The organism is Kribbella caucasensis (assembly GCF_004361855.1).
Taxonomy (GTDB): Bacteria; Actinomycetota; Actinomycetes; order Propionibacteriales; family Kribbellaceae; genus Kribbella; species Kribbella caucasensis.
On sequence record NZ_SNWQ01000044.1, the window covers coordinates 1 to 14,835 of the forward strand.

16 protein-coding genes are annotated in these 14,835 nt (G+C 68.3%); 6 read left to right on the top strand and 10 right to left on the bottom strand.

Annotated features, from left to right (window positions below; genetic code table 11):
* Positions 1-336, top strand: a 336-nt coding sequence (locus EV643_RS42045) for a zinc ribbon domain-containing protein (RefSeq protein ID WP_133805830.1), incomplete at its 5' end; no start/stop codon positions are given.
* 36 nt (positions 337-372) lie between these two features.
* Here the strand turns inward: EV643_RS42045 and EV643_RS42050 are convergent.
* The 5 genes from EV643_RS42050 to EV643_RS47140 all read right to left on the bottom strand — a co-directional run bounded on the left by EV643_RS42050 (position 373) and on the right by EV643_RS47140 (position 5,105).
* The gene (locus EV643_RS42050; protein WP_133805831.1) at positions 373-1,539 is read right to left on the bottom strand and encodes an ROK family glucokinase; all 1,167 of its coding nucleotides are present in this window, start codon (positions 1,537-1,539) and stop codon (positions 373-375) included.
* A gap of 67 nt (positions 1,540-1,606) precedes the next feature.
* The gene (locus EV643_RS42055) at positions 1,607-2,566 is read right to left on the bottom strand and encodes an ROK family glucokinase (RefSeq protein WP_133805832.1); all 960 of its coding nucleotides are present in this window, start codon (positions 2,564-2,566) and stop codon (positions 1,607-1,609) included.
* The gene (locus EV643_RS42060) at positions 2,557-2,982 is read right to left on the bottom strand and encodes a hypothetical protein (protein ID WP_133805833.1); all 426 of its coding nucleotides are present in this window, start codon (positions 2,980-2,982) and stop codon (positions 2,557-2,559) included. Before EV643_RS42060 ends, EV643_RS42055 begins: the two co-directional genes overlap by 10 nt.
* Entirely contained in the window at positions 2,979-4,232 is a 1,254-nt protein-coding gene (locus EV643_RS42065) for an ArsA family ATPase (protein WP_202870039.1), read from the bottom strand. The genes EV643_RS42060 and EV643_RS42065 overlap by 4 nt, the downstream gene beginning before the upstream one ends.
* 3 nt (positions 4,233-4,235) lie before the next feature.
* Entirely contained in the window at positions 4,236-5,105 is an 870-nt protein-coding gene (locus EV643_RS47140; RefSeq protein WP_238166187.1) for an SRPBCC family protein, read from the bottom strand.
* A 101-nt stretch (positions 5,106-5,206) separates the two neighbouring features.
* Here EV643_RS47140 and EV643_RS42075 point away from each other — a divergent pair, with 101 nt between their 5' ends.
* The 4 genes from EV643_RS42075 (at position 5,207) to EV643_RS42090 (ending at position 8,356) form a co-directional block, all read left to right on the top strand.
* Positions 5,207-6,997 (top strand): AMP-dependent synthetase/ligase, encoded by a 1,791-nt coding sequence (locus EV643_RS42075; RefSeq protein WP_133805834.1) that lies wholly within the window; start codon positions 5,207-5,209, stop codon positions 6,995-6,997.
* 95 nt (positions 6,998-7,092) lie between these two features.
* Positions 7,093-7,551 (top strand): MarR family winged helix-turn-helix transcriptional regulator, encoded by a 459-nt coding sequence (locus tag EV643_RS42080; RefSeq protein WP_133805835.1) that lies wholly within the window; start codon positions 7,093-7,095, stop codon positions 7,549-7,551.
* Positions 7,548-7,925 (top strand): DoxX family protein, encoded by a 378-nt coding sequence (locus EV643_RS42085; RefSeq protein ID WP_133805836.1) that lies wholly within the window; start codon positions 7,548-7,550, stop codon positions 7,923-7,925. Before EV643_RS42080 ends, EV643_RS42085 begins: the two co-directional genes overlap by 4 nt.
* A 14-nt stretch (positions 7,926-7,939) precedes the next feature.
* Positions 7,940-8,356 (top strand): dihydrofolate reductase family protein, encoded by a 417-nt coding sequence (locus tag EV643_RS42090; protein WP_238166188.1) that lies wholly within the window; start codon positions 7,940-7,942, stop codon positions 8,354-8,356.
* A 3-nt stretch (positions 8,357-8,359) separates the two neighbouring features.
* Here EV643_RS42090 and EV643_RS46800 read toward each other — a convergent pair whose 3' ends face one another.
* A complete protein-coding gene (locus EV643_RS46800; protein ID WP_133805837.1) occupies positions 8,360-9,043 on the bottom strand; it encodes a collagen-like protein in 684 nt (227 codons plus the stop codon).
* A 183-nt stretch (positions 9,044-9,226) separates the two neighbouring features.
* Here EV643_RS46800 and EV643_RS42100 point away from each other — a divergent pair, with 183 nt between their 5' ends.
* Complete coding sequence (locus EV643_RS42100) at positions 9,227-9,757, top strand: hypothetical protein (protein ID WP_133805838.1); 531 nt, start codon at positions 9,227-9,229, stop codon at positions 9,755-9,757.
* On the opposite strand, the gene EV643_RS42105 is transcribed toward EV643_RS42100, so the two are convergent.
* From EV643_RS42105 to EV643_RS42120, 4 genes are all read right to left on the bottom strand, one after another.
* Complete coding sequence (locus tag EV643_RS42105; protein ID WP_133805839.1) at positions 9,754-10,704, bottom strand: alpha/beta fold hydrolase; 951 nt, start codon at positions 10,702-10,704, stop codon at positions 9,754-9,756. The genes EV643_RS42100 and EV643_RS42105 overlap by 4 nt on opposite strands.
* 99 nt (positions 10,705-10,803) lie before the next feature.
* A complete protein-coding gene (locus EV643_RS42110) occupies positions 10,804-12,867 on the bottom strand; it encodes a thioesterase domain-containing protein (RefSeq protein ID WP_133805840.1) in 2,064 nt (687 codons plus the stop codon).
* A gap of 17 nt (positions 12,868-12,884) precedes the next feature.
* On the bottom strand, positions 12,885-13,778 hold the full coding sequence (locus EV643_RS42115) for a carbohydrate ABC transporter permease (RefSeq protein WP_133805841.1): 894 nt from the start codon (positions 13,776-13,778) through the stop codon (positions 12,885-12,887).
* Between the two features lie 4 nt (positions 13,779-13,782).
* Positions 13,783-14,835 carry a carbohydrate ABC transporter permease gene (locus EV643_RS42120; RefSeq protein WP_202870040.1) on the bottom strand — a complete coding sequence of 351 codons (1,053 nt, stop codon included), beginning with the start codon at positions 14,833-14,835 and terminating at the stop codon, positions 13,783-13,785.

Consider the following 14,835-nt stretch of genomic DNA (forward strand, 5'->3'; position numbering starts at 1 on the left):
CTGCCGAACCGTCGCCGGGCCAAGACCGGACTGAACCGGGGCATTCTGGCCAACGGGTGGGGCGGCCTGGTGACCCGGCTGGGGCACAAGGCCGCAGGCCGGGTGGAGAAGGTGAATCCTGCGTACACGTCGCAGACCTGTAGCGTCTGTGGGCACTGCGCACCGGAGAACCGCGAGAGCCAAGCGGTGTTCCGGTGCGCAGCCTGCGGACATCAGGCGAACGCGGACGTGAACGCGGCAGTGAACATCGCGGCCGGACGGGCCGTCAGCGCACGCCGAGAGACGCCACCACAGGTCTCGCCGAAGCGTGAACCTCAACACGCTACCTCCACGTAGTGGTTGGAATCCCCGTGCTCCAGGACGGGGAGGACGTCAAGCCTCGGTGTCACCCTTGAGCTCGGCGGGTTCCTTGAGCTCGAACTCGGTGGGCTCCTTCAACGACTCCGGCTCAGGCACCCGCATGCCAGTACGCCGGCCGGCCGTCTTCCGGGCTACTCGCTCCAACCGGGCCGAACGACCACTGCGGGCCGCGGTCTTCGCCGTCACCGCGGACGTCTTGACCCGGACCCGGCGCAACCAGGTCGCCTCTTCACGCGCCAGGTCAGCCGCGCCGACCAACCCAGCCTCGGGACCGAGCACAGCACGAACGATCCGCGCCTCCGGACGGAACCCACGACCGGTCAACGTCCGCTTGAACGCCTCCCGGGCCGGTGCCAGCAGCAACTCCCCAGCATCCGAGACGCCGCCACCGATCACGAACGTCCCCGGGTCGAGCGCGGCAGCGAGGTTCGCCAGGCCGATGCCGAGCCAGCGGCCGACGTCCTCGAGCAGCTCGACCGCGACCGGGTCGCCGTCCTTCGCCAGCTCGGTGACCATCGGGCCGTTGATGTTGCGCGGGTCGCCGTCGGCCCGCCGGAGCAGGTTGTGCGCGACCGGCGAACCGGACAGGGCCAGCTCGCGCGCCTCGCGGGTCAGCGCGTTGCCCGACGCGTACTGCTCCCAGCAGCCGCGGTTACCGCACTCGCACCGATGCCCGCCCGGCACCACCTGCATGTGCCCGAACTCGCCCGCGATGCCGAACTTGCCGCGCTGCAGAGCCCCGTCGTTGAGGATCGCGCCGCCGATTCCGGTGCCGAGGGTGACGCAGACCAGGTGACTCTCGCCCTGCCCACCACCGAACCGCCACTCCGACCAGGCAGCCGCGTTCGCGTCGTTCTCCACCACCACCGGCAGGCCCAGCCGACGCTCGACCGCGTCCCGGAGCGGCTCGTGCCGCCAGGCGAGGTGTGGCGCGAACAGCACCGACGACCTGGTCCCATCGACGAATCCGGCGGCGCCGATGCCGACCGCGATCACGTCATGCCGTGACTCCAGATCGCGGACGGTCTCCGCGATCGCGTCCTCGGTCTCCTTCGGGTCCTTCGTCGGGGTGTCCCGGCGCAACCGGTCCAGGATGTTGCCCTCCGGGTCCACCACGCCGGCGGCCACCTTGGTCCCGCCGATGTCGATCCCGATCGTCAACGCCTGTGTCAGAGCCATCGCACGCTCCTCCTCGCCGTTCCCCCGGAACCCCCTGCAGCAGCTCCCAGCCTACGAGACCGCCTGCTCACCTGGCCGACTCGCGCCTGCGGGCCAGGTCGGCGGCGCCGATGATGCCGGCGTCGTTGCCGAGCTCGGCCAGCCCGAAGGACGGGTGCGGGCGGTTCGACCGGGCCGGCAGGTTCTTCTCGAACGCGACCTGGGCCGACTTCACCAGCAACTGCTTGGCCGCGCTCACCCCACCGCCGATCACGATCGTGCTCGGGTCGAACAGGGTCGCGATACTCGCCAGCCCCTCGCCCAGCCAGCGACCGAGATCGTCCAGCAGCTCGACCGCACACGGATCGCCCGCAGCCGCGGCCTTCGTGATCATCGGCCCGCTCAGCTCCGAGGAATCCGTGATCCCGCACACGCTCAGCATCTGCGCCGCCGCCAGCGAACCCGACTCGGCCAGCGCCCGCCCCTCCCGGACCAGGGCACTCCCCGACGCGTACTGCTCCCAGCACCCGCGCGCACCGCAACCACACCGATGCCCACCCGGTACGACGCGCATGTGGCCGAGCTCGGCGGCAACACCATGCGCACCACGGAGCAACTCGCCATCGATCACGACGCCACCGCCGATCCCGGTGCCGACCGTCAGGCAGACCATGTGCTCGACGTCCTTGGCCGCGCCGAACGCGAACTCACCCCAGGCAGCCGCGTTCGCGTCGTTCTCCACCACGACCGGGACCCCGAGCGCCGCGCCGACGCGTTCGCCGAGTGGTTCGTCCCGCCAGGCGAGGTTCGGCGCGAACAGCACCGTCGACCGGTCCGCGGAGACGAACCCGGCGGCGCCGATCCCGACCGCCTCGACCTTGTGCTCCGCGATCAGCTCGGCGGCCGCGTCGATGATCGCCTGCGCGGTCTCGTCGACCGAAGTCGCCGGGGTGTCGCGATGTGACCGGGCCCCGATCTTGCCGTCGGCACCGACCACACCGGCCGCGATCTTGGTCCCGCCGACATCGATGCCGATGCTCAGTCCCATGGTTCGGGGTCCTCACTCACGTCGATCCGGTCCACCGAGGACCGAGCTGGGCCGTCCTTGTCCTGCTGAGCCTTGTCCTGAACCCGCGCTTCAGCATCCACCCGAGCCTGCCGGGCCGCCTCCGCCGCAGCCTCCAGCAACGATCGCACCGACCCCAGCACCCCGGCCGCGGCCGCCGACAGATGCTCGATCGTCTCCGGGCTCGTGTTCCGCACCCGATGGATCAGCTGACAGACCGGACACCACTGACAATCCGGCCCCAGCGAATGCTCATGCTTCTCACCAGCCGGTACTTCGTCCGGCTGCTCGTGCGGCTTCTCACCAGCCGGCTCGCCTTGGGTGTGCGTCGCCTGCTGGAGGACGGCGAAGAGTTTGGCGGCCTCCTCGGCCACCGACCCCACGGACTCCTTGCTCACCTGCTGCCCTCCGTCATCGCGGCCCGTTGCAGATCAAGTTCCGGCACGGCCGCACCGAACCGCGCGGCCGGCTCCCGCGGCGCGAACCGCACCTGCAGCCGCCCCTCGTCCAGCCGGGCCCCGGCGACCACACCTCGCGCCAGCGCCCCCGGCAACGGGATCACCCGCCGGTACGACCCGACTGTGATGATCAGCTCGTCCCCATGCCGCGCCAGCTCCAGATCGGCGGCGGATGCCAACGGCAACGGCAACGTCAGCGTGTACGTCCGCCCGTCGGTGTCGATATGCCGATCGACCAGCAACGACGTCGCGTCCGAGGCCCGCGCGAACGGGTCGTCCCCGCCGTACATCTCCACCGCGAACGCGGCCAGCTCCTCCACCCCGACCGGCTCACACGCCCGGTACGGCGATTCCCAGATCGGCAGCGGGCCGAACGAGTCCGCCACATCCTCCAGGATCCCCCGCTGCGCCGCGACCCACTGTCGCCGCCAGTTGTCGGCCCCGGCCGCCGGGAACACCCTGTTCGCGACCACACCGTCCACGCGGTACCCGTACAGCGACAAGGTCGTCAGCGATCGCCGCGCCTCGGCGACGACCACGGCTTCCGGGGTCAGCACCAGCCGCACGGACGCGTCCGGCCCGGTCAGCAGCGCCCGGATGTCGGCCAGGTCGCGCTGCAGACGGCGCAACGCGTCGAACACCGTGTCGTCCGGCATCGGCAGCCCCGACGCCTTGCCGAGCAGCGGCCGGAACGTACGGACCACCTTGCGCTCGGCGTTGAAGATGCGGTCCATGTACCAGCTCAGTGCCTCCGGCAACGCGAGCAGCCGCAGCGTCTCGGCGGTCGGCGCGCAGTCGACCACGATCACGTCCCACCGGCCAGAACGGACGTGGTCGCGCACCTCGAGCAGCGCGAGCACCTCCTCGGCGCCGGGCAGCACGGTCAGCTCCTCGGCCTCGATCGGGTCGACGCCGACCACCTGCAGCACCGACCGCAGGTACGCCTGGATGTCACCCCAGGACCGCTCGAACCGGCGCTGCGTGTCGATCTGCTGGACGAACAGCAGATCGTCGATCTCAGTCGGCTCCTGACCCACCTCGCTGTCGAACGCGTCCGACAGCGAGTGCGCGGCATCGGTCGACAGCACCAGCGTGCGCAGCCCGCGCAGCGCGGCCAGCGTGGCAGTGCCGGCCGCGGAGGTGGTCTTCCCCACGCCACCTTTACCTGTGTACAGCAGAACCCGGGTCACGAATCAGGACTCGACGCGCTTCTTGAGCCCCTTCAGGGCTGTGTCGATGATGACCTTCTCGGCCTTGCGCTTGAGCATGCCGATCATCGGGATCGCCACGTCCACCGCCAGCCGGTACGTCACTTCCGTCTGCCCATCGCCGACGTCCCGCAGTACATAGGCACCGTCCATCCCCTTCACCATCTTGGCCCGCACCAGCGACCAGGTGACCTCGTTGCGGGACCAGACGTAGTCCAGCGTGTACTCGTCCGAGATCGCCCCCGCGTCCACCTTGAACCGGACCTGTTTCGGCCGGCCGGCCTCGTCGGTCGACAGCACCTCGGTCTCCCGCATCGAGTCGGCCCATTCCGGGTACGCCTCGAAGTCCGCGATCACCGCCATGATCGCCTTCGGGGGCGCGTTCACGACGATGGTCGAGGTGGTCTGCTCTGCCATCGAATCACCTCTCCGCTGCCGAGACGTTTGCTGTGCTGCCGGTGAGACTATCGCGGGTTCCCAGCCGGATCTGCGCTCGCCCGCCGCGCGGCCCCGCTCGACCTCGTCCTTGAACCGCCAGATGTTGTCCCGGTACCGCGCGACGTACGACTCCTGCAGCCTGCGCAACCGCCGCGGGCCGGTACTCCGGACGGGGTCGACACGCAGGTACCAGTGCACCACCACTCCGTCGCGAACCTGCTCGAGCCACCACTCCGCCGTACCGATCGCCGCGCCGGTGACGGTCCACCGGACCCCCTCCGGACCACGGCGCTCGTACGGGGTGAGGACCAGTTCCGGCCACCACTCGCGCCAGAGGGTGTCCAGGCCGAGCCGCTCGGCGACGTAGGCTGGATCAGCAACGACCAAGTCGTCGCAACTGATGTCGAGCGATGGCATGTGCAGAATTTCCCTGGGTCGCACTAAATCTGGCTACTTGTGGGTAAGGAACTGTAGCGTGCGCCGGAGTCGACGAACGTGACCCGACTGAGGAGACGTGGATGCGTGAGTACACCGTTCCAGCCGTGATCGAGCTGCCGACGACCGGCGGGCTGAGCGACGCCGTGTGGGCGAACGCGTCATCTCATCCTGACACCGCCGTGTTCAGCCGGCGAACCGACGGCGGCTGGCTCGACATCACGGCGGCGGAGTTCGCCCGTCAGGTGACCGGGGTGGCGAAGGGCCTGATCGCGGCCGGCGTGCAGCACGGTGACCGGGTCGCCCTGCTCAGCCCGACGCGGTACGAGTGGACCCTGATCGACTACGCGATCTGGAGCATCGGCGCCGTCACGGTGCCGATCTACGAGACCTCTTCGTCGTCCCAGATCCAGTGGATCCTGACCGACTCCGAGGCCGTCGTCGCCATCGTCGAGAACGCCGCGCACGGCGCCGTGGTGGAGTCCGCCCGCGCCGACGCCCCGTCTCTGCAGGAGGTCTGGCAGATCGAGTCGGGCGCCGTCGACGAGCTCACCGTGCTCGGCCAGCAGGTCACCGACGCCGAGTTCGACAAGCGCCGTACGGCGGTGACGCCGGCCGACCTGGCGACGCTGATCTACACATCGGGTACCACCGGGCGGCCGAAGGGCTGCAAGATCAGCCACGCGAACTTCCTCGACGAGCTCGGCTCCGCCGTGAAGATGCTGCCCAACCTGTTCAACCTGAACGGTGCGTCCACGCTGCTGTTCCTGCCGCTGTCCCACGTGTTCGCCCGGATCATCCAGGTCGGCTGCGTGATGATGCGGGTCCGGCTCGGCCACACCGCGGACGTGAAGAACCTGGTCGCCGACCTCGGCGGGTTCAAGCCGACCTTCATCCTCAGCGTGCCGCGGGTGTTCGAGAAGGTGTTCAACTCCGCCAGCCAGAAGGCGCACTCGGACGGCAAGGGCAAGATCTTCGACGCCGCGGCCGAGACCGCGATCGCCTACTCGCGGGCGCAGGACACGGGTGGCGCCGGGTTCGGCCTGAGGGCCAAGCACGCGCTGTTCGACCGGCTCGTCTACGCCAAGCTGCGCAACGTCCTCGGTGGCAAGGTCGACTACGCGATCTCCGGCGGCGCCCCGCTCGGCGAGCGGCTCGGCCACTTCTTCCGCGGCATCGGCGTGCCGGTGCTGGAGGGCTACGGCCTGACCGAGACCACCGCCGCCGTGTCGGTCAACCTGCCCGACGACGTCCGCATCGGCACCGTCGGCCGGCCGCTGCCCGGTGTCACCGTCGGCGTGGCCGAGGACGGCGAGCTGTGCTTCAAGGGCGGCCAGGTGATGATCGGCTACTGGAAGAACGACGAGGCCACCGCGGCCGCGATCGACGCCGACGGCTGGTTCCGCACCGGCGACCTGGGCGAGTTCGACGCCGACGGATTCATCAAGATCACCGGCCGCAAGAAGGAGATCCTGGTCACGGCCGGCGGCAAGAACGTCGCCCCCACGGTGCTCGAGGACCGGATCCGCCAGCACCCCTTGGTCAGCCAGTGCATGGTGGTCGGCGACGGCAAACCCTTCATCGCGGCCCTGGTCACCCTCGACCCCGAAACCGTCGGTCCGTGGGCCCGCTCCCACGACAAGCCCGACGACATCAAGATCCTCAGCACCGACGCCGACCTGATCGCCGAGATCCAGGCGGCGGTCGACGACGCCAACGCGAGCGTCTCCAAGGCCGAGGCGATCCGGAAGTTCACCGTCCTGCCCACCGACTGGACCCAGGAGAACGGCGAACTCTCGCTCAAACTCTCCCTCCGCCGTCACATCGTGATGCAGAAGCACGAAGCCGACGTAGAAGCCCTCTACGCCAAGTAGGCCTCACCCACCTCCCACCCCACGTCGGCCTCGGCGTCTTGCATTCCATAGCTTGCTATGTAAAACTCATAGCAAGCTATTGGATTGGATTCGACATGACCGATGTGTTCTCACGCGAGGAGTCGCTGGGCTATCAGGTGAACCATCTCGCCCGCCTGCTCGCACAAGGCCTCGCCACCCGCATCGCGCCGTACGGCGTTGTCCCAGGGCAGTTCGCCCAGTTGCTCGCGCTGTTCGAACAAGACGGCCTGACGCAGCGCGAACTGTGCGACCGGGTCCAGATCGAGCAGGCCACGATGGCGAAAACCCTGCAGCGCATGCAGCGCGACGGCCTCGTCAACTGCGTTCCGGACCCGGACGACCGTCGACGGATCCGGGTCCACCTGACCGATCAGGCCCGAGCCGTCGAACACGACCTCATCGCCGCCGCCCGCTCGGTGAACGCCTCGGCCACGGCCGGGCTCACCGACGCGGAGACCGCCAACTACCTGAAACTGACAGCGCGGCTGATCCACAACCTCGAGGCCGGCGCTGAGGGAGGTGACCGTCCATGAACGTCGTCCTGTGGATCATCGCGAGCCTGCTCGCCGCCGTGTTCCTGGCCAACGGCCTGCTGAAACTCGCCCAACCGAAGGAGAAACTCGCCGCCTCGGCGATGACCCGCTGGGCGGAGGACTTCTCCCCCAACGCCATCAAGGCCATGGGCACCCTGCAGGTCGCCGCCGCAATCGGCCTCACTCTCCCGGCCCTACTCGACATCGCACCGGTCTTCGTACCGCTCGCCGCCCTGGGCCTGGCCGCGATGATGATCGGCGCCGCAATCGTCCACACCCGCCGCCACGAGCTTCCGATGCTCGCACCCAACCTCGCGCTGGCCGCCCTCGCGGCAACCGTCGCCTGGGCCCGCTTCGGCCCCTACGCCTTCTAGCCAATTTCCGGCGAGTGACCGACCCGGACAACATCGTGGCCGAGAAGCTCAACGGGCTGACGAAGTACGTCGCCTCGCGGACGCTGACCGATCCGGAGTGGCAGCACACGACGGTGCTGTCGGACGACGTCGTCGAGCGGGTGCGGGCACTGAAGGAGGAGCCCGGCGACGAACTCCAGATCCACGGCAGCTGCCAACTCGCCCGAGACCTGCACACAGCCGGCCTGATCGACGAGTACCGCCTGATCGTCTTCCCCGTGGTCGTCGGCGAAGGCAAGCGCATCTTCACCGACGGCATGCCGGCGTCAGGTTTCACCGTCACCGACTCCCGTACGACGTCCACCGGCGCGACGTACACGGCCCTCACCCCGACCCCGTTCACCACCGGCCCCGAGTTCACCGTCGAGGACGGCAAGGAAACCATAGCCTGAGGATCAGCCCATCGTTGCGCAGATGGCGTAGATCGCCACTCCCCTGATGGCGGTGCCGGTGTTCCGGAGGGTGACCTCCCAGCCCCAGGTGCCGTTGGGGCGGGTCGACATGACTTCGAGGTCGATCGCGTTCTGGCCGTAGAAGCCACCGCCGAGAACCACCTTGCCGTCCGGGCAGCGGGAGGTCGTACTGATGATGCCCCGGGCCGAGATCGAGTTGCCCGTGTCGACGATCTGGTAACCGGAGACACCGGTCGCGCCCGGGGCACCGTCGCGGCCGGCGACACCCTGCGGACCCGGAATCCCTTGCTCGCCTTGCAGCCCGCGCTCGCCCGGCTGCCCCGGCACGCCTTGCAGCCCTTGGGGTCCCCGGGCACCGGTGGCTCCAGTCGCGCCAGTCGCACCAGTGGCGCCCGTCGGGCCGATAGGACCGGTCAGGCCCTGGATGCCGCGTTGATTCCAGATCAGCGGGTCCTCGTTCGAAGTGCAGCGACCAGGACCGTCGACGATGCGGACCGTGCCTTTGGCGACCCCGAGGACGCCGCGATTGACGCAGGCGTTGATCAGCGGTACGGGTTCGTCCGCGGCGACCTCGGCGAACGCGGCCAGTCCGCCGGCCGCGATCGACACCACCCCCGCACCAACCGCCGCACGACGCAGCACGCGGATTGCCCCCGTGGATCTCATCTTCTCCCCCTCAGTACGCCGCCCCTGGGTGACGGTTCTCACCCCAGCGTCCGAGCCCCCCTTCAGAAACGCTTAAAGCACACAGCGTCCGGCAACGTTAGCCCCCAGTCGCCAAGTCGTGTACCTATCGTGGGTCCATGACGCGTGACACGAATCCCAACTGAAACCGACAACATGACGGCGATGGAACACCTCATCGTCCACAACGGCGACCGAATCAGGGCCACCGCCCAATTCGTCATCTCCCCCACCGGCGCCACAACCCTCCACGGCCAAGCCGCCGTCCCCCTCACCGACCCCATCGCCTGCTCAGACAACCTGAAAGTCCCCGTCCACGGCCTGATCCCAAGCAAACTGGTCGACGGCGGCACGACGTCAGGCAACTACTACGGCAACGCCACAATCATCGGCACCTGGTCCGACGGCCAGATCCAGATCGAGCAACACCTACCCCCGGACTTCGACGCCTTCTTCCCGGCGAGCCCGGCCACTGCGCCCCACACGCCCGCCCAGCTCGCCCCAGCACGCGCCGCCGTCGAGGCCCTGATGCGTAACACCGAGAACGGCATCTCCATGATCGGCGGTGGCACCGGACACAATCAGATCCAGGTCCGCCTCCTGATCGTCACCGAGCCGATCTACCGCAGGTTCGAGCCGATCGGCTCAGAATTGGTCGACCTCCGACCGACCATCGTCCCGGCGCCTGGCGGCTAGTTGGCTGAGAAGGACTGGATTGCGGCAGCGACGGCTGCGGGGTCCTGGAGCCAGGGTAGGTGGCCGGTGCCGGCTGGGATCAGGGTGGCGTTCGGTAGGGCCGTTACGACCCGCTGGGCGAAGGTGAGGTCGCCCAGGAAGTCGTGGGCGCCCCACAGGAACAGGACCGGCTGGCGGATCTCGGCAAGGTCCGTGAAGTCGAGCCACAGGCGGCGGTCGGTGAAGCGGCCAGGCCACTCGACGAAGCGCTGGACGAGGTGGGCCATGCCGCCTTCCGCGTTCGGCAGGCGCTGGGCCTCGGTGAATGCCTGGATCAGCTTGTCGTTCAGCAGCGCCGGCGGATCGCCCATGTGTTTGAAGAATCGGCGGGTCGCGCCCGGCGACGGCGGGTCGAGGCGTCGCATCAGCTTGGCCATCCAGGGCACCGACAGCGGGCCAAAGATCCGCGGCAGTCGTGGGCTGAGCAGACCGGGCGGGGCCCCGACCTGGATGACGGCCGATACTCGAGAGGGCCGGTCCGCCGCTGTCCACAGCGCCCAGAGACCGCCCAGGGAGTTGCCCGCGACAACGGCCTGATCCAGACCGAGGGCGTCCAGCAGACCCTCGACGAAGTCCACCGCGTGGGACCGCAGATCGGTCAGCTCCGAGTAGTCGAAGGCATCTGACAACCCATGACCTGGCCGATCCACTAAATACGCCTGTACGCCGCGCAGCCGGGCCACGAGGGGAATCCACACGGCCGACGTCGCGGGTGTTCCGTGCAGGAACACCACCGGCTTTCCCGCGCCGACCCGGGTGACGAAGATCCGCCCAGCCGGGCCGACCTCGACGAACGACGAGCTCGCGGCCACGCCGTACTCGTCGAGGAGTCCACCAAAAGCGCGCGCATAGGCCTCGTACGCCGGGTCGCCGTGTCCGGCCTGCTCGGCCGTGTTCTCGGGGTGCATCGGGCGCCCCTCCTTCCGCTGTATTCGTGGAGCAAGGGTGCGTACGATCCGGTCTCACTATCCAGGTCATTCATGGGCCATTCGCCGGCCATTCGCGGCTCAGTGGATGCCGAGCTCCTTGTGCCACAGATCCGCGACCACCCGGTCGATGCCGCGCTTGAGATGCCGCTTGTAGGTGCTGAGCGGGAGATCGAGCACTTCCGCCGCCTGCTCCTGGGTCGCGGCCGGCCGAACGTAGGTCCGGTCGAGCACACGGTACAGCTTCTGGTCTCGCCCCTCGTCCTCGAGCCGCTCGACGGCACGCCGTACCAGGGTCGCCAGGACATCGGCTGGTTCACGACCGGCGGCATTGGCCAGGACAAGCGGCGACCGCACCAACGAGTTGCGTGCGAGGGTCTCCGGGTGACGCAGATCGCGGAGCGCTTCGCGGACTGCGCGAGCGAACTCCGGCTGGGACAACAACACCGGTACTGCGTCCGGCGGTGGCTGGGCGGGTCCGGGATCGCCGGCCAGGTCCCGGTCGAACATGACGCGGAGCCAGTCGTCGAGGGGCAACCGCCGGAAGTCCCGGACGAACAGACCATAGCTCCGTCCACCGATCTCGAAATCAGCTCCTTCGGCACGCGGAATCTCGTAGAAGGCGAAGAACTCGTCCCGGCGCGCCGGCTCGTGGAAAGTGAGGAAGTCAGCCGCGAGCCGCGGTGTCCGCAACCAGTGCTGGATCGACAGCACCGGACCGATGTTGACCGTCGGCGACGCGTCCTGATACGCATCCCGGTCCAGGCAGAAGCGCAACTGGGTGAGGACGTCTCCCGGCCGCGAGCGGACGTTGGCCCTGGCGTACCGCATAGCCGCGAGAGCACCGGGATCGGCGCTGAGCTCGGCCTCGTCGGCTCGGGTCAGGTCGATCGCGGCCAGAACTCCGCGGATCCGGCCGTCCTGCTGGCGCACCACCTGGAAGCCATCTGGCTGGAGCCGCCACCAATGCTCGGCGATCGCCGCCGACTCCACCCCCTCCCACCGGTCGAGCACCTCGAGGATCGCCGGCAGATCACTGGGACGGGCGGCCTCCGGATAGTGCTGGCCGAAGGTGTCCCAATCCGTCCAGCCGCGGGAGACGCCCTGATGCCGATGCATGTACTTCGCGTCGTACAGGACACGTTGCTGCTGCCGTCCGGTCGTCACCTTCAGCCGACCGATGACGTGGTCCTGAATCCGGCGGAAGATCCGGTCGTACTCGTCCGGGTCGCGCCAGCGCAGGTCCGCGACGAGCGCCTCGCGGGCCAGGTCGTGCGGAGCGAGCCCGTCCGGACCCGACTCGATGAACGACAGCCCGCGGAGCCAGGTGAACAGTTCGTGGGCGTCGGCGACACCGAGCCCGTCCCGGAGCAGGGCCTCGCTCGTCGACCGGGCCAGCGCGCAGATCTCCAGCGCGGCACGGCGCGGACCACTGGGAAACACATCGACGAAGGTGCGGAGCAGGGCCGCGACGAGATCCGGCGTCAGCGGATCGTCGACGGCTTCACCGCCGGAGGCGACCACGTCGGCGAGCAGCGACAACCCGAGCGGGTGACCGTGACTAACCTGGATGCTGCGGTCGTGCAGCCCGTCGGCCACCCCCCTTCTGCGCAGGTACTCGCGGCAATCGTGGGGCTCGAGATTCCGGAGCGGCACCACTCGTAGCAGGTCGCACCAGCCGGGATCCGTTCGCCAGGCCGGGCTCGGAGATTCACGCCCGGCGAGCACAGTGAGGACACCGGTGGGGATCCGGGGAAGTAAGTCCTTGCGGAACCAGTCGTCCAGCGAGGCGAGTTGTTCGAAGGTGTCGACGAGCAGGACCGCCGCCGACGCACCCGCGAACGAATCCCCGACCTCCTCGATCGTCCCCACTCCCAGCACGTCGAGTACCGCCTGAGGCGTCGGCTCCAGGTCCCGCCCGTCGAGGTGCACCACCTTGACGCCGAGCTCCGCGGCCACGTCGGCGTACATCCGTAGCAGGCTGGTCTTCCCGATCCCACCCGGACCGTGCACGTGCAACACCCGGAACCTGCCGGCGAGCGCATCCCGGAAGAGTTCCACTTCACCCCGCCGCCCCACGAACGCCCTCCGCCGACGGCCCACCACCAACTCGCCGACAGTCCCCGCGGCCGCCTCCTCGACCATGAACTCACGATAGAGCGCTACCTCCCACCCGTGAAGGTTATGCCGTTGGTGATTTGTTTTTGGGCGAAGAAGAAGATGGCCAGGCAGGGGAGGGTGATCAGGACGGAGGTTGCCATCAGCAACGGGGTGTCGGTGCCGTTGACGGATTGGAAGCCGGCCAGCGCCAGTGGGAGGGTCTTCCACTGGTCGGAGTTGATGTAGATGGCGGGGCCGAGGAAGTTGTTCCAGTAGCCCATGAACAGCAGGATCGAGACGGCGACGACGGCGGGGCGGGCCAGCGGGAGGTAGACGAGCAGGAACATCCGGAACCAGCCGCAGCCGTCCACCACTGCGGCGTCGGCGAGTTCTGACGGCATCCGGGCGAAGAACTGGCGGAACAGGAAGATGTAGAACGGCGAACCGAAGAAGGCCGGCAGGATCAGCGGGTAGAGGGTGTCGATCATGCCCAGGTTGTTGAAGAGCATGAACTGCGGCACCATCGTCACCTCCCCCGGCAGCAGCATGGTCGCGAGAACGACGGCGAAGATCACGCCGGAGAATCGCACCCGGAGCCGGGCGAAGGCGAACCCGGCGAGCGAGCAGGACAGGACCGTGCCGACGATCGGGATCAGCGTGGTCAGCACCGAGTTCAACGCGTAGCGCCAGAAGGGAAAGGAGGTCAGCGCACGGGTGTAGTTGTCCCAGAGGAACTCGCGCGGCCAGATGCTCGCGCCCGAACTGCCGACCCCCGCCAGCGACCTCAACGACGTGGCGATCATCCAGAGGAACGGGTACACGAAGGCGAGCGACCCGAGCGCCAGGAGGACGTACTGGACCACTGTCAGCGGCAAGTTTCGCCGCCAGAAGGGCCGATCCGCGCGGCGCACGGCGACAGGCTCGGAAGCCGGGCGGGTTTCGACAAGGACAGCCATGACGTCAGCCCTTCCTCGTACGACGACGGCGGCGGCCGCCGAGGTCGGTTTCGTAGTAGACGGCGAACGCACTCGCGCGGGCGGTCACGGCGGTGAGGGCGAGGATGATGACGAACAGCATCCAGGCCAGCGCCGACGCATACCCCATCCGGAAGTTCTGGAACGCGTTCTCGTACAGGTAGTAGACGAAGAACAGCAGCGAGTCCTTCGGTCCCCCGTTGGCGATGAAGCCCTGGGTGAAGATCTGCAGCGCGCCGATGATCCCGGTCAGCACGTTGAAGAGGATGATCGGGCTGAGCTGCGGCAACGTGATGTGCCAGAACAGCCGCACCAGCCCAGCCCCGTCCAGGGCCGCCGCCTCGTACAGAGTCAGCGGCACGTCCTTCAGCCCGGCCAGGTAGATCACCATCGCCCCGCCGACCGTCCACAGGCTCATCAGGATCACCGTCGGCAGCGCCCACGACGCATCGCTGAACCAGCCCGGTCCCTGGATCCCGGCCCGCGCCAGAACGTCGTTCGCCAGCCCGTACTGCGGATTGAAGACCCACAGGAACAACACCATCTGAGCAACCCCGGACACCAGACTCGGCAGATACCAGATGGTCCTGAACAACCGGATCCCCGGCAGGTCCACGTTCATCAGCAGCGCCACCAGAAAGGCGAGAGCGGTCTGCAGCGGCACACTGAGCACCGCGTAGAGCAGCGTCACCTTCAACGCCTGAGCCACCCGCGGATCCTGGAAAGCCTCACTGTAGTTGGCGAAACCGACGAACCGAGGCGGCGTGATCAGGTCCCACGAGGTCAGGCTGACGTACACCGAAGAGATCATCGGCCCGACCGTGAACATCAGGAACCCGATCAGCCAGGGCGAGATGAACAGCCAGAACGCGATCGTCTTGTCGGCCCGCGGCCACTTCCGCAGCGCCCCGTACGCCGCCAGCCCGATGACGGCGTACAGGGCGATCAACAGCAGCAGGAACGGGACCAGCGGAACCAGCGCGGTGGGAACACGCCAGGACTCCGCGAGCTGGCGGATCCAGCCGATGGTCGGGTTCAC